General features: G+C 71.6%; 15 protein-coding genes and 1 tRNA gene. 7 read left to right on the top strand and 9 right to left on the bottom strand.

All coding sequences use genetic code 11. From position 1 onward, the window contains the following. Window positions 1-17: 17 nt before the first annotated feature. The 3 genes from EDC02_RS14890 to EDC02_RS14880 all read right to left on the bottom strand — a co-directional run bounded on the left by EDC02_RS14890 (window position 18) and on the right by EDC02_RS14880 (window position 5637). Complete coding sequence (locus EDC02_RS14890; RefSeq protein WP_123602480.1) at window positions 18-2999, bottom strand: glycoside hydrolase family 3 C-terminal domain-containing protein; 2982 nt, start codon at window positions 2997-2999, stop codon at window positions 18-20. A 269-nt stretch (window positions 3000-3268) separates the two neighbouring features. Continuing rightward, complete coding sequence (locus EDC02_RS14885) at window positions 3269-4306, bottom strand: hypothetical protein (RefSeq protein WP_123602479.1); 1038 nt, start codon at window positions 4304-4306, stop codon at window positions 3269-3271. Between the two features lie 110 nt (window positions 4307-4416). Further along, window positions 4417-5637, bottom strand: a complete 1221-nt coding sequence (locus EDC02_RS14880) for an ROK family transcriptional regulator (protein ID WP_123604803.1) — start codon at window positions 5635-5637, stop codon at window positions 4417-4419. A gap of 272 nt (window positions 5638-5909) precedes the next feature. Between EDC02_RS14880 and EDC02_RS14875 the strand changes: the two genes are divergently transcribed. From EDC02_RS14875 to EDC02_RS14865, 3 genes are read left to right on the top strand one after another with little or no spacing between them, the layout of a single operon-like run. Next, window positions 5910-7592 carry an extracellular solute-binding protein gene (locus EDC02_RS14875; protein ID WP_233605935.1) on the top strand — a complete coding sequence of 561 codons (1683 nt, stop codon included), beginning with the start codon at window positions 5910-5912 and terminating at the stop codon, window positions 7590-7592. Beyond that, window positions 7589-8647 (top strand): sugar ABC transporter permease, encoded by a 1059-nt coding sequence (locus tag EDC02_RS14870; protein WP_123602477.1) that lies wholly within the window; start codon window positions 7589-7591, stop codon window positions 8645-8647. Before EDC02_RS14875 ends, EDC02_RS14870 begins: the two co-directional genes overlap by 4 nt. Continuing rightward, window positions 8644-9624, top strand: coding sequence for a carbohydrate ABC transporter permease (locus tag EDC02_RS14865; protein WP_233605933.1), 981 nt, complete (start codon window positions 8644-8646; stop codon window positions 9622-9624). The genes EDC02_RS14870 and EDC02_RS14865 overlap by 4 nt, the downstream gene beginning before the upstream one ends. 17 nt (window positions 9625-9641) lie before the next feature. Here EDC02_RS14865 and EDC02_RS14860 read toward each other — a convergent pair whose 3' ends face one another. Next, window positions 9642-11948: a TIM-barrel domain-containing protein gene (locus tag EDC02_RS14860; protein ID WP_123602476.1), complete on the bottom strand. Its 2307-nt coding sequence runs from the start codon at window positions 11946-11948 to the stop codon at window positions 9642-9644. Window positions 11949-12087: 139 nt separating this feature from the next. Between EDC02_RS14860 and EDC02_RS14855 the strand changes: the two genes are divergently transcribed. Both EDC02_RS14855 and EDC02_RS14850 read left to right on the top strand, forming a co-directional pair. Beyond that, the gene (locus EDC02_RS14855) at window positions 12088-14292 is read left to right on the top strand and encodes a beta-galactosidase (RefSeq protein ID WP_123602475.1); all 2205 of its coding nucleotides are present in this window, start codon (window positions 12088-12090) and stop codon (window positions 14290-14292) included. A gap of 147 nt (window positions 14293-14439) precedes the next feature. Then, a complete protein-coding gene (locus EDC02_RS14850; protein WP_123602474.1) occupies window positions 14440-16737 on the top strand; it encodes a cellulose binding domain-containing protein in 2298 nt (765 codons plus the stop codon). A gap of 311 nt (window positions 16738-17048) precedes the next feature. Here the strand turns inward: EDC02_RS14850 and EDC02_RS14845 are convergent, their stop codons facing one another. After that, window positions 17049-18056, bottom strand: a complete 1008-nt coding sequence (locus tag EDC02_RS14845) for an LLM class flavin-dependent oxidoreductase (RefSeq protein WP_233605932.1) — start codon at window positions 18054-18056, stop codon at window positions 17049-17051. A 120-nt stretch (window positions 18057-18176) separates the two neighbouring features. Here EDC02_RS14845 and manD point away from each other — a divergent pair, with 120 nt between their 5' ends. Then, window positions 18177-19385, top strand: a complete 1209-nt coding sequence (manD, locus tag EDC02_RS14840) for a D-mannonate dehydratase ManD (protein ID WP_123602472.1) — start codon at window positions 18177-18179, stop codon at window positions 19383-19385. A gap of 128 nt (window positions 19386-19513) precedes the next feature. On the opposite strand, the gene EDC02_RS14835 is transcribed toward manD, so the two are convergent. Further along, window positions 19514-19912 carry a VOC family protein gene (locus EDC02_RS14835; RefSeq protein WP_123602471.1) on the bottom strand — a complete coding sequence of 133 codons (399 nt, stop codon included), beginning with the start codon at window positions 19910-19912 and terminating at the stop codon, window positions 19514-19516. 25 nt (window positions 19913-19937) lie between these two features. Between EDC02_RS14835 and EDC02_RS14830 the strand changes: the two genes are divergently transcribed. Further along, window positions 19938-20984, top strand: a complete 1047-nt coding sequence (locus tag EDC02_RS14830) for a YafY family protein (protein ID WP_233605931.1) — start codon at window positions 19938-19940, stop codon at window positions 20982-20984. A gap of 145 nt (window positions 20985-21129) precedes the next feature. On the opposite strand, the gene EDC02_RS14825 is transcribed toward EDC02_RS14830, so the two are convergent. The 3 genes from EDC02_RS14825 to EDC02_RS14815 form a co-directional block, all read right to left on the bottom strand. Beyond that, the gene (locus EDC02_RS14825; protein ID WP_123602469.1) at window positions 21130-23082 is read right to left on the bottom strand and encodes a M48 family metallopeptidase; all 1953 of its coding nucleotides are present in this window, start codon (window positions 23080-23082) and stop codon (window positions 21130-21132) included. Between the two features lie 5 nt (window positions 23083-23087). Then, on the bottom strand, window positions 23088-23660 hold the full coding sequence (locus tag EDC02_RS14820; RefSeq protein ID WP_233605930.1) for a LemA family protein: 573 nt from the start codon (window positions 23658-23660) through the stop codon (window positions 23088-23090). A 123-nt stretch (window positions 23661-23783) separates the two neighbouring features. Next, a tRNA-Leu gene (locus EDC02_RS14815) sits at window positions 23784-23860 on the bottom strand. Window positions 23861-23868 lie beyond the last annotated feature (8 nt).

Raw genomic sequence — 23868 nt, 5'->3', positions numbered from 1 at the left:
CTGTGACGGAGTTGACACTAGGCTCCTCCATCCATGTCCCTGGCTGGACCGTCAGTGGCGGTCCCGGCAAAACTCAGGTAGCTCACCGTAGCGCCTGCCGTACTGAAAAGCAGATACAGGTCTCGGGTTCCGGACAGTCCGTGCAGCTCCGTCCGTACCTCGGCCCAGTCGTCGCGGCCGCCGGTCGCCGGTACCGGAAGCCTACCGGCGACCGGGCCGGCCAGCGGATCGTCCAGCCGCAGGGTGACCGTCGACCCGTCCGCCGGCCGGCCGACGGTGCCTGGGTCGGCCCCGGCTCTCTCCGGGAGCGGCCGGTGGGTGACGCGGGCGGTGACCGCGGTGGGTTCGGAGTCGAAGTCGACGTCGGTGAACGCGATCCAACCGCCGTCCTCCGCCGCGCCCACCGCGTCCCGGCCCTCGGGATGGTCGGCCGGTGCCGTACCGGCGTAGTCGTCGTTGTCAGCGGCCCACAACGGTCCGGCCAGCGGATCGCGGGGCCCGATCCGTTCACCGCGTACGGTCAGGGTGGCGGTCGCCACCAGGTCGGCGCTGGACCGGCCGACCGACACGGTGTGCCGGGCGCTCTCCACCACCGGCCGGTCCCGGGTGACGTCCCAGGTCGCCAGGTCGGCGGCGGCCAGGCGGAACCGGAGTGTGGTCTGCGCCCCCGCCGCGAGCCTGATCTTGCGGAAGTCGCGCAGTTGGCGCAGCGGCTGCTTGACCCGGGAGTGCCGCTGGCGGGTGTAGAGCTGCACCACCTCGGTCCCGGCCCGCGCCCCGCTGTTACGCACCGTGACGCTGGCCTCGACCGTGCCGTCGGCACCCACCTCGGTGGCCGACAACCGCAGGTCGCGGTAGTCGAAGGAGGTGTAGCTCAGGCCGTGGCCGAACGGGTACAGCGGTTCCCCCCGGAAGTAGAGGTAGGTCGCGTCCGAGGCGATCACGTCGTAGTCGAACAGGTCGGGCAGGTCAGCGGTACGCCGGTACCAGGTCTGGGTGAGCCGGCCGCCCGGATCGGCGTCCCCGCAGAGCACCTCGGCCAGCCCGGTGCCGTACTCCTGGCCGCCGTGCGCGGACCAGACGATCGCCGGGACGTGCCGGTCGGCCCACTCCACCGCGTACGGGTAGCTGCTGGCCAGCACCAGCACGGTGCGCGGATTCGCGGCCCGTACCGCCCGCAGCAGCGCTGCCTGGGCGGTGGGCAGCGCCAGGTCGACCCGGTCCTCGGTCTCCCGCCCGCACACCATCGGATGGTTGCCGAGCACCACCACCGCCACGTCGGTGTCGCGGGCCAGCGCCGCCGCTTCCCGGGCGCCATCGGTGACCAGCTCGACGGCGAACCTGGCGGCGGTGTCGAGGCTGGCGGCCTCGGCCCGCAGCAGCCCGTCCGGGCCGACGGTGACGTAACGGTCCCGGGCCAGGTGGTGCAGTGCCGTGCGGCCGTCGGCGGCGCGGACCAGCCGGAAGGTCTCGTTCACCACCCAACCGCCCGGGCCGGACCGGTCGTTGACCAGCACCCCGTCGTCGCCAGCGGCCAGGTAGCGGCCGTTGGCGACGCTGCGCAGCGCGACCACCCCGTCGCCCCAGTCGAACACGTCGAAGCAGCACTGCGGCGCCGCCTCCGGCGCGGTGGCGCGCGGCGGTCCGCCCGCGGTGCTGTCGGCCTGCAGCGGTCCACCGGCGGCCGCGCCGCTGGCCCGCAGGTAGGTCGCCGATGTGCCGAGTCGCAACGCGATCCGGTCCACTCCCTCGTGGTGGGTCACGGCCGCCGTCGGCAGCCGTGCGGTCAGCCCGGCGCGGGCGGTGACCGCGTACGGCATCGATCCGGCGTACCAGTCGGTGTGGACGGTGTCGGCGAGCGGGCCGAGCACCGCGACCCGCCGGATCCGGTCCGGGTTCAGCGGCAGCACCGGGTCGGATCCGGACTCCGTCGGTTCGTTGCGCAGCAGCACCACCGACTCGCGTACCGCGATCCGGGCCAGGTCCTGGTGGGCCGGGCAGTTGATCACGTCGGTGCCGGTCGTCGCGAACGGGTTGCGTTCCGGCGGATCCAGCTCACCGAGCCGGATCCGGACGGAGAGGATCCGGCGTACCGCGCGGTCGATGTCCGGTTCGGTGAGCAGCCCGCGCGCCACCGCCTCGGTGATCCGCGCGACGGTCGGCAGCGAGTCGGTGTCGTCCTCGGTGAAGCTGTCGATTCCGGCGTGCAGCGCCGCCGCGTAGCCTGTGACGTGGTCCGGGTGGTAGCCCTGGACACCGGCGATGTTGGTGGCCGCTCCCGCGTCGCCGACGACCAGGACGTCACCGTCGGTCCACCGGCGCAACTGTTCGTCGATCAGCGGGCTCAGGTGCGCCGGCCGGCCGTTGACCAGGTTGTACGCGGCCATCACCGCAACTGCGGCACCGGCGGCGATCGGGGCGCGAAACGCCGGTAGTTCGTACTCGTGCAGTACCCGGGGCGGCAGGTTGCTGCTGGTGGTGGCCCGGTCGGTCTCGTTGTTGTAGCCGAGGAAGTGTTTCAGGGTCGGCGCGGTCCGCAGGTAGTAGGGATGGTCGCCGCGCAGCCCACTGGCGTACCCGGTGGCCAGCACCCCGGTCAGCCACGGGTCCTCGGCGTAGCCCTCCTCGTTGCGGCCCCACCGTGGATCCCGCAGCGGGTTGACCACCGGCGCCCACACATTCAGTCCGACGCCGACAGGGTCCTTGTGGTGGAACGCGCGTACCTCGTCGCCGACCGCTTCGCCGATCCGCCGCAGCAGGTCCGGGTTCCAGCTGGAACCCAGCCCGATCGCCTGCGGGAAGACGGTCGCCGGGCCGAGCCACGCCACTCCGTGCAGCGCCTCGGTCCCGGTGCGGAAGGCGGGCAGGCCGAGTCGGGGCACCGCGGGCTGATGCTGGTGCAACAGGGCGATCTTCTCGTCGAGGGTGAGCCGGCGGAGCAGGTCGGTGACCCGGGCGGCCACGGGCTGGTCGGGGTCGCGGAACGTGCTGTCGCTCATAACGTGGATCGCCTTCCGGGATCGGCAAGGGCACCCGTGTGGGTCGCCGCGGCGGTGCGGGCACCGCCGCGGTCACCGGATCACGGGCAGGCGTCGGTACGCGGTGGAGGTTGGCCGCCAGCCCGGGAAGCGCTGGCTCGAAGCGCTTCGACGACCGTCCCAAAAACGCTCCACTGTCGACACGATTTCAACCGTGTTAACCGTGGAGCCCTTTGAGGTTGACATCCATCAGTACGGACGGTCAAGGGTCTGCCCGCCACAAATTGATGTCAGCCGCCGTCCCCGTCCCCGTCCCCGTCGCCGTCCCCGTCGCCACTGCCCTCCCCGCTGCCGCCGCCCCAGTCGCTGAGGTCCAGCGACCGAACGTCCTGCACCAGCCCCCACCAGGCGATCGGGTCGATCAGATCGTCCGGCAGCTCCCGGTCCCGGTCGGCCGGGGCCGGGCCGGCCCGCAGCGCGGCGAGGTCCTGCGGGCTCGGCGCGAGCGCCCGGCCGAGGGTCCGGTACGCCCGGTGGAACGACGAACCGGGCACCGCCACGTCCGGCCACTGTCCCTCCCACCAGGACGGCCGCTCGCGCATGCCTCGGACGCTGGGCAGCCCGTGGCCCGGCACGGTCGACCAGAGCAGCTCGTGGGCGAGCTCGACGGACGGCACCCCGGCGCGTCGGCGTGGACCTCTCGTTCCCCGGCAACGCCGCCGGATCCGGCGGGCCCGACGTACCGCGGCCCGGCCCGCACGGGTGCGTACCACCTGGCGGCGTCGGGTCACGTCCAGGCCCGGCAGCACCACGGCGGCGGCGAGCAGCAGGCAGCCGGTGTAGAACACCGGCCCCGCCGCCCGGGTGACCAGCGCGACCGCCCCCAGGCCGAGCAGCCCGAGCCCGGCCAGCGCGGCGGCTACCACGCGACGGACCGTCCGGGGCCGTACCGGCGACACCCGGCCCTGCGCCAGCAACCTCGTCCGGGCCCGGGCCATCACCACCGGAGCGACCGGCCACTCGCCCCGGGAACTGACGGTCAACTGCTCGCCGGGACAGTCCAGCTCGGTGAAGACCGCCACCAGCACGTCCTGCTGCCCGACTGGCAGCTCGGCACCGGGCGCCGCGGTCCGGGTCAGGGTGACCGTCCGGGCGTCCGGGTCCGCGTCGATGCGCAGCCGGCCCTGCTGCGCGAGCTCGAAAACGGCGGCGGCCAGCGCCCGCCCCGAGTCGCGGAACGTGCCGTCGAGCAGCACGTACGTCTCCATCACCGGCAGCGTGGGCGGCGCGTCGGCGGCCTGGTCGGACCCGGTCGTCGTGGCGGGCATGCCTCCCAGTGTGCGACCCGGGTGCCAGCCGGCACGGATGGTCGGGCCGGCAGGCACCCGGGGCCGCCGGCGGTGGGGTCGGTCGCCCCGCCGTAGACCCGGCGGTGCGGTCAGCCGGCCGGACGGACCGGCATCCGGCCGTTGTCGATCGCGGCGATCGCCCGGGCCGCGCCGCCGATCGCCGCCGCGCCGCCGGCCAGGTCGGAGGCCGCCAGCTCGGTGCCGCCGGCCGCCGGAGCCACCGTACGGTCGGCGAGCTGTTGCCGGGCCGCCGGCAGCAGCCACTGGGCGAGCGGGACGTAGTAGCCGCCGAGCAGCACCACCTCGGGGTTGATCAGGTTGGCCAGGATGGACACTCCGGTGCCGAGGTGCCGGCCGACCTCGGCGAGCGCGTCGAGCGCCGCCGGATCCCCGGCGCGAGCCGCCGCCCGTACCCGGTCGATCTCCGGCGCGAAGTCGGTGACCGGCCCGTCGACCTCGGCGTCCGGCAGCACCCGGCGGATCAGCGCCGGTACGGCGGCCAACGCCTCCAGGCAGCCGTTCGCCCCGCAGCGGCACGGCGGACCCTGCGGATCCAGTTGGATGTGCCCGACCTCGCCGGTGAACCCGCGGGCGCCGTGCAGCAGCCGCCCGTCCACCACCAGCCCCGCGCCGATGCCGGCGCCGCCGGTCAGGTGCGCCAGGTTCGCGGTACCGGCGTACGGCCCGTGCCGGTGCTCGGCGAGCGCGGCCAGCTGGGCGTCGTTGTCCACCACCACCTCGTACGCCGGCCCGCGCAGCGCCCGGAGAAGGTCGGCGTGCAGGTCGACGTCGCGCCAGCCCAGCTCGGGGGAGAGGCTGACCCGGCCCTGCTGGTCGACCAGGCCGGGTACCCCGACGGTCAGCCCGAGCACCTCCCGCCCCTGCCGGGTCACCCGGGTCACCGCCCGGCCGGCCAGTGCGGCCACCGTGCTGGCCGCCCTGCCCGGGGTGGCGGCCAGCCCGGTGAAGGCGCGTCGCCAGGACAGCAGTTCGCCGCCGGCCAGGTCGAGCGCGACCGCGGTCAGGTGGTCGGCGCTGATCTCGATGCCGATCGCGGCGTACGCGTCACCGTCGACGACCAGCATGGTGGCCGGGCGTCCGATGCGGTGTTCGGTGAGGCCGGTCTCCCGGATCAGCCGGCGGTCGATCAGGTCGGCGACCAGGCTGGAGACGGTGGCCTTGTTGAGCCCGGTGGCACCGGCGATGTCCGCCCGGGAGCAGGGCACGTTGGCCCGGACGTAGCGCAGCACGACCGCGAGGTTGGTGGCGCGTACGTCGGTCAGGTCCGCTGGCTGCGGGCCGCTCCGCATGGTGATCACGTTACGCCCCGGGTCCCGGCCGGGTGGCTCGGGCCGGATGCCCGGCGGGCCGGCGTGCCGCGGCGGTCACCGCGGGCTGGGCCGCCACCGGCGGTTCGCGTCATGTCGGCCTCCCTTGTGGCACCTGTCACCGTCGGCTACTTTGTTTAGTCACCAGACGAACTAACTCTAGCGTGCAAACCGTACCCCCACACCCCCATTTCGAGCTGGTTCGTCCCACCGTCACCGGGATGCCTGGCTCGCCGATACGAAGGGAGCGCGCCGTGGATCGATCCCTCGCGGGCGCGGCCACCAATCGACGTCGGTTCCTGGGCCTGGTCGGCCTGGGTGCCACCGCGATGGCCGGCGGCGGTTTTGTCTCCGGCTGCAGCCGGCCGGCCGGCACCCAGGGCACGGCGACCGACGTCGACGCGGTAAGCGCGGTCCTGCCCAGATACCAGCCGGTCGAGCTGATCACCCCGGACATCGCCGGGGTACGCCCGATCGCCGACGGCTACCTGACGTACCCGACCGACCTGGTCAGGGCGGTCACCGAGACGCCCGGCAGCAGCGGTGAACCGCTCACCGCGATGACTCCCTGGTGGGGGCCGACCCCGCCCGGCATCGACCGCAACGCCTACCTGCAGGCGGTCAACGAGCGGCTCGGCGTGCCGATCGACTTCAGCGTCCAGGACGGCAACACGTACGCCGACAAGCTGAGCGCCATCCTCGGTGCCCGCGACGTGCCGGACCTGCTCTGCGCGCCGAACTGGGAGATCGACAAGATTCCGAGGTTCTCCGACGCGGTCTCGGCGCTGTTCGAGGACCTGACCGACCATCTGGCCGGTGACGCCGCGCTGGCCTATCCGCATCTGGCCAGCTTCCCGACCGGGGCCTGGCAGTACGCGGTCTGGGGCGGCCGGCTGGCGGCGGTGCCGTGGCCGACCGACGGCCCGTTCCCGTACGCGCTGTTCTACCGCAAGGACCTCACCGACACCGCCGGCGTGCAGGCTCCGAAGAACATCGACGAGCTGTACGAGTTCGGTAAGGCGATGACCGATCCGGCCAACGGCGTCTGGGCCTTCGGCTCGATCTTCAACATGGTGCAGATGTTCTACGGCGTACCCGGTTCGCAGGGCGGCTGGCGCCGCACCGACGGCGGCGGTCTGGAGTTCAAGTACGAGACCGAGGAGTACCGGGCGGCCCTGGAGTTCACCACCAAGCTGTTCGCCGAAGGGCTGGTGCACCCGGACATCGTGGAGAGCAAGGGCGCCGCCGACGCCAAGCAGCTGTTCAACAGCGGCAAGATGGTCTGCTACGAGGACGGCGTCGGCGCCTGGCGCGGGATGTACTCGGAGCAGCGGCAGATCACCCCGACGTTCGACATGCGGCCGGTGCCGATCTTCTCCGCCGACGGGCAGAGCACCCCGGCCGCCTGGGGCGAGGAAAAGCCGATCTTCTACACGTTCATCAAGAAAGGGCTGGGCAAGGAGCGCGTCGAGGAGATTCTGCGGGTGCTCGACTGGTGCGCCGCGCCGTTGGGCACCGAGGAGTACCACCTGCGCCAGTACGGCGTCGTCGACCAGCACCACACGGTCAGCGCCGACGGCAGCCCGGAGCTGACCGAGCTGGGCCGGCAGGAGATCGCCGACCAGTACACCTTCATCGTCGGGCGTTACCCGACCATCGTGCAGACCGCCGACGTCCCCGGCTTCGTCGAGGCCCTGCTCGGCTACTCCAACGAGACGGTGAAGTACCTGGAGCCGAACCCGTGGGCCGGGATCAAGTTCGAGCTGCCGGCCAACCTGTCGCGGGTGCAGCAGCCGACCGAGGACAAGATCCTCGACGTGCTGCGCGGTCGGCGGCCGACCAGCGACCTCGAGCAGATCACGCAGGAGTGGCGCAGCGGCGGCGGTGACGAGGGGCGCGACTTCTTCCTCAAGGCGCTCGAAGACAACGATCGATGACCTCGGTCGAGACGTCCGTGACCGCCGGATCCGGTGACGACCGGAGCCGGCGGTCGCCGGACCAGCCCACCCCGGACGGCGACCGCCGGTCACGCCGTACCCCGGATGGCCGGCGCACCCGCCGACGGACCGTGCCGTTGCGGGCCCGGCTGCGCCGCGACTGGCCGCTGCTGGCGATGGCCGCGCCGGCCGCGCTGCTGCTGCTGGTCTTCCACTACCTGCCCACCCTGGGCAACGTGATCGCCTTCCAGGACTACAACCCGTGGGTCGGTGACAACGCGTTCGAGGCGTTCGTCTACAGCGAATGGATCGGATTCGGCAACTTCGAGACTCTGTTCCGTGACCCGGGGTTCTGGGACGCGGTGGTCAACACCCTGACCATCACCGCGTTCCAGTTGGTCTTCTTCTTCCCGCTGCCGATCCTGCTGGCGATCCTGCTGCACAGCATAATGTCGACCCGGGTGCGCGGGTTCATCCAGAGCGTCGTCTACCTGCCGCACTTCTTCAGCTGGGTGCTGGTGGTCACCTTCTTCATGCAGATGCTCGGCGGGGCCGGCCTGCTCGCCCAGCGGATGCGCGACGCCGGGCTCGACCCGCTCAACGTGATGGGCAACCCGGACACGTTCATCGTGCTGGTCACCGCCGAGTCCGTGTGGAAGGACGTCGGCTGGGGCGCGATCATCTTCCTGGCCGCGCTCAGCGCCATCGACCAGAACCTCTACGAGGCGGCGGCGGCCGACGGCGCCGGGCGCTGGCGGCGGCTGTGGCACATCACCCTGCCCGGGCTGCGTCCGGTGATCGTCCTACTGCTCATCCTGCGGCTCGGTGACGCGCTCACCGTCGGGTTCGAGCAGTTCATCCTGCAACGTGAGGCGGTCGGCCGGCAGGCCGCCGAAGTGCTCGACACCTACGTCTACTACCAGGCGATCATCCCGCAGCAGTGGGGGATGGGTGCCGCCGCCGGCCTGTTCAAGGGCGTCATCGGGCTGGTGCTGATCATCGCCGCGAACAAGTTCGCCCACCGCCTCGGCGAGCAGGGAGTGTATTCCAGGTGAGCATCGCACGTACGCTGACCGCCGGGCGGCGACCCCGGCTCGACCCGGTGAACCAGCCGCCCCGAGGGCGGCGCCCCGGCGTCGGCCGGCCGGTCTGGGAGGAGCCGCCGAGCCCGGTCGGCCAGGGCGTGAAAGGGCTCGTCCTCGCCACGATGGTGCTGGCCGTGATCTTCCCGCTGTGGTCGGTCCTGGTGACCAGCCTGGCGTCGCGGGAGACCATCAACGCCACCGGCGGCATGGTGGTGATCCCCCGGGAGATCGACCTGTCGGCGTACGTGAACATCTTCTCCGGCGGTCAGATCAGCCGGGCGGTGTGGGTCAGCACCCTGGTCACCGTGGTCGGCACGACGTTCAGCCTGGTGCTGACGGTGCTGGCGGCGTACGGGCTGTCCCGCAAGGACTCGCTCGCGCACCGCCCGCTGCTGTTCCTGTTCCTGCTCACCTTCCTGATCTACCCCGGCATGGTGCCGAGCTACCTGGTGGTGACCGGGCTGGGCCTGAAGAACAGCCTGTGGGCGCTGATCCTGCCCACCGCGATCAGCGTGTTCAACCTGGTGGTGATCCGGGCGTTCTTCATGAACGTGCCGGCCGAGCTGATCGACGCGGCCCGCATCGACGGCGCCGGGGAGTTCCGGATCCTGTGGCGGATCATGCTGCCGCTGTCCCGGGCGGTGATCGCCGTCGTCGGCCTGTTCTACGCCGTCGGCTACTGGAACGCGTACTTCAACGCGGTGCTCTACATCGACGACAACGACAAGTGGCCGATCCAGCGGGTGCTGCAGAGCTACATCCTGGCCGGCCAGTCGCCGTCGGTCACCGGCGCGCCGGTGAACATCCCCGGGGTCACCGCGTACCCGCCGACCCTGGCGGTCAAGATGGCGGTGGTGGTGATCACCGTACTGCCGGCGGTGGTGATCTTCCCGTTCGTGCAGCGGCACTTCACCAAGGGCGTCATCACCGGCGCGATCAAGGGTTGACCGGCCGGCACCGCTGGTCAGAGCGGTACGCCGTCGAGCAGCACGGTGGCCGGTGGCTCGGTGCCGGTCACCGCGACGACCTCGACCCGGCGGACCGGCAGCGGCCCGTCGACGTCGACCCGCAACGTGTCGCCGTCGCGTACCGCCCGGACCGTGGTGTCACCGTCGACGTCACAGACGACCGTCTCGGCGCTGACGCCGCCCCAACTGACCAGGGTCACGTCGGTGAACGGACCGTCGCCGACGGTGTCCTGCGGTTCGGTCGTCGGGATCAGCGCGCCGTGCCGGACGAACAACGGGATCCGGTCCAGCGGCGTCTCGACCGGCAGGTGCCGTCCGCCGACGTGGGTCCGTCCGGTCCAGTGGTCGACCCAGTCACCGGCCGGCAGGTAGACGTGCCGCCGCCCGTCCGGGTTGACCATCGGCGCGACCAGCAGGTCGGTGCCGAGCCGGTACTCCAACTCGGCGCCCCACGCGGCCGGATCGTCCGGCGAGTCGACCAGCAGCGCCCGCATCATCGGGGCACCGGTGCGGGCGGCGGTGACCGCCGCCGAGTAGAGGTAGGGCATCATCCGGTAGCGCAGCCGGATCGCCTCGACCGCGTCGCGCGCGGCGTCGTCGGGGAAGTCCCACGGCAGCCGGCTGGTGGTGCCGTGGAAGCGCACCAGCGGCGAGAACGCCCCGAACTGCGCCCACCGCACGTACAGGTCCGGGGTCGGGGTGCCGTGGAAGCCACCGGCGTCGTGACTCCAGAACGGTACGCCGGACAGCCCGTGCGACAGCCCGCCACGCAACGTGCTGGCCATCCCCGGGTACGTGGCGTTGACGTCGCCGCTCCACTGTGCCGGATGCCGCTGCCCGCCGAGGAACGACGACCGGGCCCACACCATGCCGTGCCCGGCGACCTCCCGGGTGACCGCCGCGACCGCGTCGTTGAACAACAGCGTGTAGACGTTGTGCAGCTCGACGCCGGTCATCCCGTTGTGCGCCACCGCGTCGGCCGGCACCCCTTCGGCGAAGTCGGTCTTGAACACCATCGCGCCCTGTCGCAGCAGGTCGCGCAGCAGACCGGTGAACCACTCGGTGGCCGCCGGGTTGGTGAAGTCGACGATCCCGCAGACCGGGTAGGAGCCGTGCCAGACGTCGGCGATGTAGGTGGAGCCGTCCGGGCGGCGCAGGAAGTAGCCGGCCGCGTCGGCCTGCGCGAAGACCGGGCTGCCGGTCATGATGTACGGGTTCATCCAGAGGCTCACCTTGAACCCCTGCTCGGCGAGAGTGGCCAGCATGCCGGCCGGGTCGGGGAAGTTGGTGGCGTCCCAGGCCAGGTCGGACCAGGCGCCGTCGGCCTGCCAGTAGCAGTCCAGGTGCAGCACGTCGCAGGGGATGCCGTCGGCACGGATCCGCCGGGCCCGGTCCAGGACCTTCTCCTGGCTGTCCACGAAGAAGCCGGACGAGATCCAGGTGCCGAACGCCCACTTCGGTGGCAGCACCGGTCGGCCGGTCAGCCCGTCGTAGCGGTCCAGGATCTCGGCGGGGCTGGGGCCGGCGATCACGTAGTAGTCGATCAGGTCGTCCGGCACCAGGATCTGCACGCAGCTGTGCGTGGAGGAGCAGATGTCGAACTCCACCGGCATGCCGCTGTCGACCAGCACCCCGTAGCCACGGTCGGACAGGTACAGCGGGACGTTCTTGTGCGACCGGTCCGATTCGCTGCCGAAGGCGTCGAAGTTCCACATCAGCGCCCGCTGGCCGCGCTTGTCCAGCCGGGTGAACTTCTCGCCGAGCCCGACGAAGCGTTCGTCGCCGGGCGCGTCGAAGCTTTCGTGGTACGCGGCGACGGACCCGTCGACCAGGGACCGGCCGAACGGCAGGGTGCGCAGCCGGCCGCTGATGTCGCGCTCGCCCCGGTTCTGGTTGAGCAGCACCCGGCCCTGTCGGTCGAGGAAGCGCAGATGCCAGGGGTCGAGCCGCAGCTCGGCGACGACCGTCCCGGCGTCGACGCGTACCGTGTCGCCGGCCACGGTGACCGTGGCCGGGTACGGGCGCGGATCGACCAGCGGCAGCGCCCGGGCCGACCGGCTGCGGGCGTCGGGTGTGGCGCTCAGCCGGACCCGGATCACCCCCTCTCCGGCGGCGCTGACCGTTACCGTCAGCGTCTCGCCGTCGGCGGTGCCGCCCTTGCAGGTGATCCCGGCCGCGTCGGTGCCCAGCAGCTCGGCGCGGACCAGCGCGGACAGCCCCTCCTCGCCGGGCGCGCGGACCGGCAGGTCGGGCGGGTCGGCCACGAACGTCTCATGGGGGACCAGGGGCGGACGGTACGGCATGGGATCTCCTCGTCGGGTCCGGCGCTCGACCCCCGTCGGGTCCGGCGCTCGACGCTCCCTGGTGGAACCAGCGGCCTGGGGGCGACTAAATTAGTTTCTTTGCTAACCCAACAAACTGTCAACGTCGGAGGGAGCGCCGATGCGCTGGCCGAAAGGACTCGACGGGCTCTGCTACGGCGGGGACTACAACCCCGAGCAGTGGCCGGAGACGACCTGGGTCGAGGACGTCGAGCTGATGCGCCGCGCCCGGGTCAACCTGGTCACCGTCGGGGTGTTCGCCTGGTCCCGGCTCGAGCCGCGCCCCGGCGAGTACACTGTCGACTGGCTCGACCGGGCGCTCGACCTGCTGCACCGGGGCGGGATCCGGGTCGTCCTGGCCACCCCGACCGCCTCGCCGCCGCCGTGGTTCTCCCTCGCCCACCCCGACGCCCTGCCGGTCACCGCCGACGGGGTACGGCTGCGGCACGGCAGCCGGGACACCTACTGCGCGGCGGCCCCCGCGTACCGCGCCGCGGCCCGGCGGATCGCCGCGATGCTCGCCGACCGCTACCGCGACCATCCGGCGCTGGCGATGTGGCACGTGCACAACGAGTACGGCACGGTCTGCCACTGCCCGCACGCGGCCGACGCGTTCCGGCGGTGGCTGCGGCAGCGCTACGGTGACCTGGACCGGCTCAACGAGGCGTGGACCGGCGCGTTCTGGAGCCAGGGCTACTCCGACTGGACGCAGATCGACCCGCCGCGCGCCACCCAGTACCTGTCCAACCCTACGCAGGTGCTGGACTTCCGCCGGTTCTGGTCCGACGAACTGCTCGCCGCCTACCGCGACCAGCGCGACCTGCTCCGCGAGCACACCCCGGACGTGCCGGTCACCACCAACTACGTGTTCGGCGACTGGGTTCCGGTGGACCACGCCCGGTGGGCGCGGGAGGCCGACCTGGTCGCCGTCGACCACTACCCGACCGAAATCGACGGCCGGGCCGAGGAACAGACCGCGCTCGCCGCCGACCTCGCCCGGTCCTGGTCACGCCCGGTCGACGGGGACGGGGCGCAGCCACCGGCCGGACGGCTCCGGCCCTGGCTGCTGATGGAGAGCGCGCCCAACCTGATCTACCGGTACGCCGAGGGGACCGCCTACGCCAAGGAGCCCGGCCGGATGCTGCGGCACAGCGTCGCCCACGTCGCACGCGGCTCCCGGGGCGCGATGTTCTTCCAGTGGCGGGCGCCGCGCGGCGGTGCCGAGGCGTTCCACTCGGCGATGGTGCCGCACGCCGGTGCCGACTCCCGGACCTTCCGGTCGGCGGTACAGCTCGGCGAGGCGCTGCGGCTGCTCGCCGCGACCGACACCGCCACGGTGGCGGCCCGGGCCGCGATCGGCTGGGACGCCGCCAGCGGGTGGGCGCTGCAGCATCCCGGGCTGCCGTCGGAGCACATCTCGTACGCCGACGAGGTGGCCGCCGCGCACCGGGCGCTGTGGCGGTGCGGGATCACCACCGACTTCGTCTGCCCGGCGGCCGGGCCGCTGGACCTGACCGGCTACCGGATGCTGGTGCTGCCCGCGCTGTACCTGATGGACGACGCCGTCGCGGACACCCTCGGCGACTGGGTACGGGCCGGCGGTCATCTGGTGGTCAGCTACCTGTCCGGGGTCGCCGACCCCGACGCCCGGGTCCGGCTGGGCGGGTATCCGGGTGCCCTGCGCGAGTTGCTCGGCGTACGCAGTGAGGAGTTCCTGCCACTCGGTCCGGACGGCACCGAGCCGCTGTCCGGCGGGCGCACCGGCCGGCTGTGGCGGGAACGGGTGGAAGCCCGCGGCGCCGAGCCGGTGCTCGACTACGCCGGCGGGGTGCTGGCCGGTCACCCGGCGGTGACCCGCCGGTCGGTCGGTGCCGGGGCCGCCTGGTACCTGTCCACCAGACTGGACGACGACGGCTACCGGGAGCTGCTGGCGGTGGTCGCCGCCGAGGCCGGGGTGGCGCCGGTGCTGCCCGCCGCGTCCGCCGGGGTGGAGGCGGTACGCCGGGTGGACGGCACCACCCGGTGGCTGTTCCTGTTCAACCACGGCCGGGAGGAGACGGTGGTGGCGGCCACCGGTGAGGTGCTGGTCTGCGGCGCTGTCCTGCCGTCCGGGGAGATCCTGGTGGCCGGCGACGCCCTGCCCGCTGGCGAAATCCTGCTGGCGGTCGGCGCCGGTACGCCCGGCTCCGGCCGGCCGACCGGCCGATGGCCGGTCGGCCCGGCTGGTGTCTCCGGCACACCGGGACGTGGCCGGGGCGCTCGTCGGGTTCGGGTTCCGCCGGGCGGGCTGCTGGTGCTGCGGGAGCCGGACCATCCGGCGGGCTAGCATTGGCCTGCACGGGAGCCGAACGACGACCGCCGCACCGCGGTCGACCGATCCAGCGCAGCGTCACCGGGCGTACGCCCCCGGCCGGGCAGCCGGGGCCGTAGCCGTCCGTACGGCGCCGCCCGCCCTCTGCTCCCGGAGACCCTCATGCGCAATGTCCCTCCCAGCAGCTCCCGGCCCCAGCCCGGGAACCCCCGCCGAGCCCTGCTCGCCGTCGCGACCGCAGTGGCCACCGCGGCCGGTGCCGGCGTGGCCACCACGATCCTCGCGTTGCCGGCCGCCGCAGCCGCTGGTTGTACGGTCGACTACCGCGTCACCAGCCAGTGGCCCGGTGGCTTCGGCGCCAGCGTGTCCGTGACCAACCTCGGTGACCCCGTCACCTCCTGGCAGCTGACCTGGTCGTTCGGCGCCGGGCAGACAATCACCCAGGCGTGGAACGCGGCGGTGATGCAGAGCGGTGCCCAGGTCGCCGCCGACAACGTCGGCTACAACGGGAACCTGGCCACCAACGCCAGCACCGAGTTCGGCTTCAACGGATCCTGGAACAACAGCGGCAATCCGGTCCCGGCGACCTTCGCGCTCAACGGGACCACCTGCACCGGCGGCGTCGCCCCGACCACCGCGCCGCCCCCGACCACCGGACCCCCGCCGACCACGGCACCGCCGCCCACCACGCCGCCCCCGACGCCGGGGCCCGGCGCCAAGCAGATGGAGGACCTCGACCGTGGGCTGATCAGCGTCCGGTCCGGATCCGGCAACCTGGTCTCCTGGCGGCTGCTCGGTACCGAGGCCGCCGACACCGGCTTCCACGTCTACCGTGGCTCCACCCGGATCACCTCGTCACCGGTCACCGCGTCGACCAACTACTACGACGCCGGTGCCGCGTCCAACGCCAGCTACACGGTTCGGGCGGTGGTCGGCGGCGTCGAGCAGCCCGCGTCCCCGGCGTCGCTGACCTTCGCCGACGGCTACCTGGACGTGCCGCTGCAGGTGCCGCCGGGCGGCACCACCCCGTCCGGGGAGTGGTACAGCTACTCGGCGAACGACGCCAGCGTCGGCGACCTCGACGGTGACGGACAGTACGAGATCGTGCTCAAGTGGGACCCGTCCAACGCCAAGGACAACTCCCAGTCCGGCTACACCGGAAACGTCTACGTCGACGCGTACCAGCTCGACGGGACCCGGCTGTGGCGCGTCGACCTGGGCCGCAACATCCGGGCCGGGGCCCACTACACCCAGTTCCAGGTGTACGACTACGACGGCGACGGCCGGGCCGAGGTGGCGATGAAGACCGCCGACGGCACCCGCGACGGCCGGGGCACCGTGATCGGCAACTCCGGCGCCGACTACCGCAACTCGTCCGGTTACGTGCTGTCCGGTCCGGAGTTCCTGACCATGTTCAACGGCCAGACCGGTGCGGCGATGTCCACCGTCAACTACGTACCGGCCCGGGGCAACGTGTCGTCCTGGGGCGACTCGTACGGCAACCGGGTGGACCGGTTCCTCGCCGGCACCGCCTACCTGGACGGCCAGCGGCCGTCGCTGATCATGTCACGCGGCTACTACACCCGCACCGTCATCGCCGCCTGGGACTTCCGCAACGGCAGCCTCACCCAACGGTGGGTCTTCGACTCCAACTCGTCGGGCAACGGCAGCTACGCCGGGCAGGGCAACCACTCGCTGTCCATCGCCGACGTCGACCGCGACGGCCGCGACGAGATCGTCTTCGGCGGTGCCACCATCGACGACAACGGCCGAGGGCTGTGGAACACCGCCCTCAACCACGGCGACGCCGGCCACGTCGGTGACCTCGACCCGGGCCGGGCCGGACTGGAGTACTTCAAGGTCCAGGAGGACGGCTCGAAGCCGTCGTCGGCGCTGATCGACGCCCGCACCGGGCAGATCATCTGGCAGACCCCGACCGGCGGGGACAACGGCCGGGGCGTGTCGGCGGACATCTGGGCCGGCAGCGCCGGTGCCGAGTCCTGGTCGTCGGCGGTGGACGGGCTGCGCTCACCGACCGGTGGCAACGTGGGACGCAAGCCGTCGTCGGCCAACTTCCTCAGCTGGTGGGACGGCGACCCGGTCCGGGAGTTGCTCGACCAGACCCGGATCGACAAGTACGGCACCTCCGGCGACACCCGGCTGCTGACCGGTTCCGGGGTGGCGTCCAACAACGGCACCAAGGCGACCCCGGCGTTGTCGGCCGACCTGTTCGGCGACTGGCGGGAGGAGGTCATCTGGCGGACCAGCGACTCCCGCGCGTTGCGGATCTACGCCACACCGCACACCACCGACCGACGAATCCACACCCTGATGCACGACCCGCAGTACCGGGTGGCGGTCGCCTGGCAGAACACCGCCTACAACCAGCCGCCACACCCGTCGTTCTTCATCGGTGCCAACATGCCGGCACCACCGACGCCGAACGTCTACCTGCGCTGAACGTCTGTCTGCGGCGGAAGGTCTGTCTGCGGCGGAAGGTCTGTCTGCGGCGGAAGGTCTGTCTGCGGCGGAAGGTCTGTCTGCGGCGGAAGGTCTGTCTGCGGCGGAACTGGTGAGTCCGGCGGCGGACTGAGCGAGCGAGCCGCTGGCCGTAGACGCGCCAACGGGGGACCGGAACCCGGTCCCCCGTTGGCGGACGCGACGACATCCACCCCACGCGTGATCTCGTGCGTCGAACCATCACCTGCGGAAGACAATAGCCAGCGGACCGTCGCGCGGCGGTGACCAGCTGATGAAGCTCCTGTTTCCGGCTATTGATCGCCGTCCGTGGGGTGACCCGGGTCACCGGCCACCAGCTCGAACGAGCGCATCCGGTCGGCGACGTCGTACACCATCGTGGTCAGCATCAGCTCGTCGGCGCCGGTGCGCTCACGCAGCTCGCGCAGCGCCCGCCGGACCGTGTCGGGGGAGCCGACCGCCTGCCCGTCGTTGCGTTGGCGGACGAACTCCAACTCGAGATCCGTGTACGGATAGGCGGCCGCCTCCTCCGGGCTGACCAGTGCCTCCGGCCGCCCGGCGCGTAGCCGCAGGAACGCCAGCGCGGCCGGGCCGGACAGCCACTCGGCCCGCTCGTCCGACTCGGCGCAGACGACGTTGACCGCCACCATCGCGTACGGCCGGTCCAACCACGCCGACGGGCGGAAATGCTGCCGGTACAGCGCGAGCGCCGGCAGCGTGTTGGCCGCACTGAAATGGTGGGCGAAGGAGAACGGCAGGCCCAGGGTGCCGGCGAGCTGGGCGCTGAATCCGCTGGAACCGAGCAGCCAGATCGCCGGTGACTGCCCGCCGTGCGGGGTCGCGGCGATCGGCCCGGCGTCGCCGCGCAGGTAGCCGATCAGGGTCGCCAGCTCCTGTGGGAACGTCTCGGCGCCCAGCCCGGCCATGGTGCGCCGCAGCGCCAGCGCGGTGGCCTGGTCGGTGCCGGGTGCCCGGCCGATGCCGAGATCCACCCGGCCCGGGTGCAGCGCCTCCAATGTGCCGAACTGCTCGGCGACCACCAGCGGCGGATGGTTGGGCAGCATCACCCCGCCGGAGCCGACCCGGATCGTCGAGGTGGCCGCCGCCAGGTGGGCGAGCAGCACCGCCGGGGCCGAACTGGCGATGGCGGGCATGTTGTGGTGTTCGGCCACCCAGAACCGGTGGTAGCCGAGCTGCTCGACCCGGCGGGCCAGCTCGGTGGTGTGCCGCAGCGCTTCACCGGCGGATCTGCCGGCGGCGACTGGGGCCACGTCGAGAACGGAGAGCGGTACGTCGATCACAACCCTGCCCAACCCGGGGACCCGCCCGGATCTTCCCGCCGCCCGGATCTCCCCGCGTCGTCGGTTCGGCTAACCTCGGCGGCGAGCGGCAGCCGGCCGCGCAGGCGAGGAGACTGGTCGATGCGGATCGTGGACGCCCGGGTGATCGTGACCTGCCCGGGCCGCAACTTCGTCACCCTGAAGATCGTCACCTCCGACGGCGTGACCGGCGTCGGCGACGCCACCCTCAACGGCCGCGAGCTGGCCGTCGCCAGCTACCTCAACGACCACGTGGTGCCGACGCTGATCGGGCGGGACGCGAGCCGGATCGAGGACACCTGGCAGTACCTGTACCGGGGCGCGTACTGGCGGCGTGGACCGGTCACGATGAGCGCCATCGCCGCGGTGGACACCGCACTGTGGGACATCAAGGGCAAGGTCGCCGGGCTGCCGGTCTACCAGCTGCTCGGCGGGCGCTGCCGCGACGGGGTCACCGTCTACGGCCACGCCAACGCCGAGACGGTCCCCGAGGTGCTCGCCGAGGTGGCCCGCTACGTCGACCTCGGCTACCGGGCGGTGCGGGTGCAGACCGCCGTACCCGGCCTGCCGGCGACGTACGGGGTCGGCAAGGACCGGATGTTCTACGAGCCGGCCGATGCCGCGATCCCCACCGAGGCCACCTGGTCCACCGAGCGCTACCTGGTGCACACCCCGCAGGTCTTCGCGGCGGTACGCGACGAGTTCGGCCCGCATCTGAAGCTGCTGCACGACGCCCACCACCGGCTCACCCCGATCGAGGCGGCCCGGCTCGGCAAGGACCTGGAACCGTACCGGCTGACCTGGCTGGAGGACCCGGTCCCGGCCGAGCTGCAGGAGGGCTTCCGGCTGATCCGCCGGCACACCACCACCCCGATAGCCGTCGGCGAGGTCTTCAACACCATCTTCGACTGCCAGCAGCTGATCACCGAGCAGTTGATCGACTACGTCCGCACCACGGTGGTGCGAGCCGGCGGGATCAGCCACCTGCGCCGGATCTTCGACCTGGCCGCGCTGCACCACGTCCGCAGCGGATCGCACGGTGCCACCGACCTGTCGCCGGTCTGCATGGCCGCCGCGCTGCACGTCGACCTGAGCATCCCCAACTTCGGCCTGCAGGAATACATGCGGCACACCGAGGCCACCGACGCGGTCTTCCCGCACTCGTACCACTTCGCCGACGGCTACCTGCACCCCGGCGAGGAACCCGGACTCGGCGTCGACATCGACGAGTCCGCGGCGGCGCGCTACCCGTACCAGCCGGCGTCGCTGCCGGTCAACCGCCTCACCGACGGCAGCATGCACAACTGGTGACACCCGACCGGAGTTCCTCGATGCAGTGGCGACGGACATGGTTCACCTGACGTCGAGTGCTGCGGCCATGGGTGGTCGGTCGACCCGGCCGCAGCGTCGGCGTATCGGGCATAGCGGTGGGGCGCCGGTCAGCGGCTGAACTTCTCGATTGCCTCGGGGGTCACCGGGGTGAAGAAGTTGACCATATTGCCGTCGGGGTCGCGGAAGAGCAGGGCGCGGTTACCCCAGGGCATGGTCGTGGGTTCGTTCACGAAGTCCTCTACCGCGTCCTTCAGCTTCTCGTAGATCATGTCCACGTCGTCCACGAGGAACTCGATGATCACGGTGTGGTTGTCGGCCGGGCGGGCCGAGCCCGGTGCGAACAGCGCGACCGTGCGGGTGCTGCCGATCGCCAGCGTGCCGTGGGTGGTGCGCAACTCGGCGAAGTCCTCGTTGCCCCAGGCCGCCTGCACGCCTGTGATGTTCTCGTAGAAGCCGACGAGCCGGTCGATGTCGCCGGTGATGATGCGGATCGAGACGAAGTCCATGTCTTCTCCCTGCTCAGTACGGATCGTGTCAGAGGCGAGACTCACGCTAGAACAAATACTGGACAGAACTAGTCCAGTATTTGCTGATAAAGTCCAGGCCGTGGCACGACCAACAGCTCAGGTGCTCACACTGCTGGAGCTCCTTCAGGCCGGCGGCGTCCGGACGATGGCCGAACTTGCCGAGCGCCTTGGTGTCGAACCGCGCACGGTGCGGCGCTACGTGGGTCATTTGGTCGACCTCGAGGTGCCGGTCGAATCGGTGCGAGGTCGCTACGGTGGATATCGGCTCGCCGCCGGATATCGTCTGCCGCCGCTGATGCTCAGCGACGACGAAGCCCTAGCCGTCCTGCTCGGCCTGGTTGCCGGCCGACGCGCTGGGTTGGCGACGGCAACGGGTACGGCGGGCGAGACGGCCGCCGCGAAGATCCGTCGCGTCCTGCCGCCACGGATCGCGGACCGGCTGGACGCCGTACTCAACTCCCTCGCCTTCACCGCCGAACCCGGCGAATTCCCCGCACCGCAGACAGGTGTACTGCTCACCGTCGCCGACGCGGTCCGCCATCACCGGCCGATCTCGCTCCAATACACCTCGCGTGACGGCCGGCGGAGCGCTCGCGTGCTGCATCCGTTCGGGCTGGTCAACCATGCCGGCCGGTGGTACGTCACCGGAGCCGATCCGGAGGTCGGCGAGGATCGGACCTTCCGGCTCGACCGCATCGCGGACGCGAGAACACTTCCTGGCTCCTTCGAGCCGCCGCCCGCCGGAAACGATCCCGCAAGGCGCCTTCTCACCTCAATGGCACAAGCTCCGCACCGGCATACCGTGACGCTGCGGATGCAAGGAACACTCGAGCAGATCCGCACACGGCTACCGGCCAGCATCGCCGAGGTGCGACAGGACGAGGACGAAGGCTGGCAGTCCGTGGAGATCCAGGCCGAAAGTCTCGAGTGGCTGCCCGCCGTGCTCGCCGCGCTCGACCTGCCCTTCGTCATCGAACGCCCGGACGAACTCCGCGACCGTGTCATCGCGCTCGCCGAACGGCTGGCGGCCTCAGGACGGACGCTGTTGTAGCGATCCTGGAATACCGGGTCACCCGAGAGGCGGTCCTGCCTGGCTCATCGCAAAGCGTCGACAATCGCGGCACCCAGGACACTGCGCCGCCGTCGGAATGCTCAATCGCCCGGTAGCTCTAAGGCGGGGAGCAGTCACCCACTGGTCAGGCCGGTACCGGCAGTGGTGGCAGTGGGCTGTGCAGGATCAGGCAGATGGTCCGCAGCAGTTCGATCTCCGGGACGGTCATCACGCCGTCGTGGCTGATCACCGCGACGGCACCGGCGACCAGCCGGGCCTTCTCCGCCGGCCGTAGCCCGTCGAGCTGCGGCCAGGCCGACTCCAACTCCAGCACACCGTTGGCCGGCGCGGAGAACCGCACGTCGGACTGGGGGAGGGTCTGCGCCGTACCGGCGGCGAAGGCCCGCTCGGCGGTGGCCGGGTCCGGGTGCCCGGCCTGGGCCAGGACGCTGAACAGCGTCCCCACCGCCCGTGGCGCGCCGCGCAACGTACCCCGGCCGTTGCCCGACCGCGACGATGGCGTGAGTGACTCGCGAAGCTCGTCGCCGACGAGCCGGGACAGGCAGTATTCGAAGACGCTGATCCGTCCGTCGGCCCTGACCAGGGTGGCCATCGCGTCGGCGACCGCGTCCCGCTCAGCCGGCGGGCGGCGAGTCAACGCCGGGAACGCGACCTCGGCCAGCGGCAGTCGCAGCAGCGGATGCAGCCCGGCGGTGGCGTGACCGGCCTGCCAGGTCGCGTCGGCGAGCGCCTTGCCGTGCCGTTCGAAGATCTCCGCGTGCTGCCGGGCGCGCACCTGTGGATCGGCCGACAAGAGCAGCCCGAGGATCAACGGGACCACGGTGTCCGGCCGGCGCGCCTGGTCCAGCAGCTCCGACGGGATCCGGGCGAGCAGGTCGGTGGCGTGCAGGTAGGAAGCCGGCGGTGCGGCGCCGATCCGGTCGAGCACCTCCGCCGGATCGACCCGGACCCGGGCGTCGGCGTCGGGTAGGTCACCGTTGCCGGTCGGGCCGTCTGCGGTGGCTCGGGGTGCCCGGTTTTCGGTGAGCCCGAGGGCTTGGTCCTCGGCCAGGCCGGACGGCGGGGCCGCCGCCCAGCGCTGAGACAGTGCGGCCAACTCGGCGGGGTCGAAGCTGGGGTCGAGTGCCTTGATCCGCTCCGGTAGCGGCGGGTGGGTGGCGAACAGCGCCGACAACCGTGCTCCGGAGCCGAAGAGCATGTGACCGACCTCTTCGGACTTCGGGTTCGCCAGCTTCGAACCGGCCGGCAGCCCGGCGATCTTCTTGAGCGCACCGGCCAGCCCGGCGGTCTGCCGGGTGAACTGCACCGCCGACGCGTCGGCCAGGTACTCGCGTTGCCGGGACACCGACGCTTTGATCAGCCGGCCGACCAGCACACCGACGTACCCGGCGGCGACCATCGCCAGCCCGATCAGCGGCAGCGGGTTGCCGCCCCGGTTGTCGCTGCGGGAGCGGCCGCCGCTGACGAATCCGGTGCGCAGCAGGCCACGGCCGATTACCGCCAGGAACAGGATGCCGAACAGCAGTCCCATCAGCCGGATGTTCAGTCGCATGTCGCCGTTGACGACGTGGCTGAACTCGTGCGCGATGACGCCCTGCAGTTCGTCGCGGTTGAGCCGCTCCAGCGTGCCCCGGGTGACCGCGATCGCCGCGTCCGAGGTCGACCAGCCGGCGGCGAACGCGTTGATCCCCTCCTCGCGCGGCAGCAGGTAGATCTCCGGCACCGGCACGCTCGACGCGATGGCGATCTCCTCCACCACGTTGCGCAGTCGGCGCAGCTGCGGGTCGGTGGTGTCCGGCGGCACTGGGACGCCGCCGAGGTCCCGGGCCACCCGTCCGCCGCCGCCGCGTAGCGCGACGGTGCGGACCAGCGCCGCCAGGCCGATCACCGCGACGGTCGCCAGGCTGGTCACCGCCAGCATCCCGAGGAGCGCGGCCGGTTGCCGGGACACGCCGTCGAAGACGACGAACACGGCGAGGTCGACCACGGCGACGATGCCGACCACGGCGAGTACGAACAGCGCGACCAGCCGGGCGGAGACCCGCCGGACCTGACGCTGGCGCTCGAAGAAGTTCATGCCCGTCAGAAGGTCACCCGGGGGGGCTGCCGCTGCTGCGGATCGTCGACCTCGAAGGGGGCGGCCGGGCCGAACGAGAACATGTTCGCCACGATGCTGCCGGGGAAGCGTTCCCGCTTGTTGTTGTAACCCATCACCGCGTCGTTGTAGGCCTGGCGGGCGAAGGCCACCCGGTTCTCGGTGGAGGTCAGCTCCTCGGTCAGCTGCATCATGTTCTGGTTGGCCTTGAGGTCCGGGTACGCCTCGGAGAGCGCGAACAACCGGCCCAGGCTCTGGGTCAGCAGGTTCTCCGCGCCGGCGAGCTGCTGCATGGCGGCCGGATCGCCCGGCTTGCCGGTGGCGGCACCCTGCGCCTGCACCGCACCGCTGCGGGCGGCGATCACCGCTTCGAGCGCCTCACGCTCGTGTCTCATGTACCCCTTGGCGACCTCGACGAGGTTGGGGACGAGATCGTGACGTCGGGTCAGCTGTACGTCGATCTGGGCGAACGCGTTCCGAAACGCGTTACGGGCGGTGATCAGTCCGTTGTACACCGCTACGCCGTACCCGGCGAAGATCAGCACCACCAGCGAAATCATGCAAAAGAGCGCGATTACCAGTTCCATAACCAGCCGAGCCTACGCCCTCGGTGTGCTCGGTGACCGTCGTCTTGGACATCCGCAGCGGCCGGCGGGTCAACTGCGGCGGCCCGGCCGGTCGGGTGGTGCCCCCGGTGGGATTCGAACCCACACTGTCGGAGGTTTGAGCTCCGTCTCTCTACCGGTTGGAGTACGGGGACCTTTGTCG

The organism is Micromonospora sp. Llam0, assembly GCF_003751085.1.
GTDB lineage: Bacteria > Actinomycetota > Actinomycetes > Mycobacteriales > Micromonosporaceae > Micromonospora_E.
Note: the sequence above shows the minus strand (reverse complement) of the source record. Positions and strands in the feature narration are given on the sequence as shown.

Coding starts and splice junctions, on each gene's coding strand:
- EDC02_RS14890 (WP_123602480.1), bottom strand. CDS start 2,999: ATGAGCGACAGCACGTTCCGCGACCCCGACCAGCCCGTGGCCGCCCGG.
- EDC02_RS14885 (WP_123602479.1), bottom strand. CDS start 4,306: ATGCCCGCCACGACGACCGGGTCCGACCAGGCCGCCGACGCGCCGCCC.
- EDC02_RS14880 (WP_123604803.1), bottom strand. CDS start 5,637: ATGCGGAGCGGCCCGCAGCCAGCGGACCTGACCGACGTACGCGCCACC.
- EDC02_RS14870 (WP_123602477.1), top strand. CDS start 7,589: ATGACCTCGGTCGAGACGTCCGTGACCGCCGGATCCGGTGACGACCGG.
- EDC02_RS14860 (WP_123602476.1), bottom strand. CDS start 11,948: ATGCCGTACCGTCCGCCCCTGGTCCCCCATGAGACGTTCGTGGCCGAC.
- EDC02_RS14855 (WP_123602475.1), top strand. CDS start 12,088: ATGCGCTGGCCGAAAGGACTCGACGGGCTCTGCTACGGCGGGGACTAC.
- EDC02_RS14850 (WP_123602474.1), top strand. CDS start 14,440: ATGCGCAATGTCCCTCCCAGCAGCTCCCGGCCCCAGCCCGGGAACCCC.
- manD (WP_123602472.1), top strand. CDS start 18,177: ATGCGGATCGTGGACGCCCGGGTGATCGTGACCTGCCCGGGCCGCAAC.
- EDC02_RS14835 (WP_123602471.1), bottom strand. CDS start 19,912: ATGGACTTCGTCTCGATCCGCATCATCACCGGCGACATCGACCGGCTC.
- EDC02_RS14825 (WP_123602469.1), bottom strand. CDS start 23,082: ATGAACTTCTTCGAGCGCCAGCGTCAGGTCCGGCGGGTCTCCGCCCGG.
- EDC02_RS14820 (WP_233605930.1), bottom strand. CDS start 23,660: ATGATTTCGCTGGTGGTGCTGATCTTCGCCGGGTACGGCGTAGCGGTG.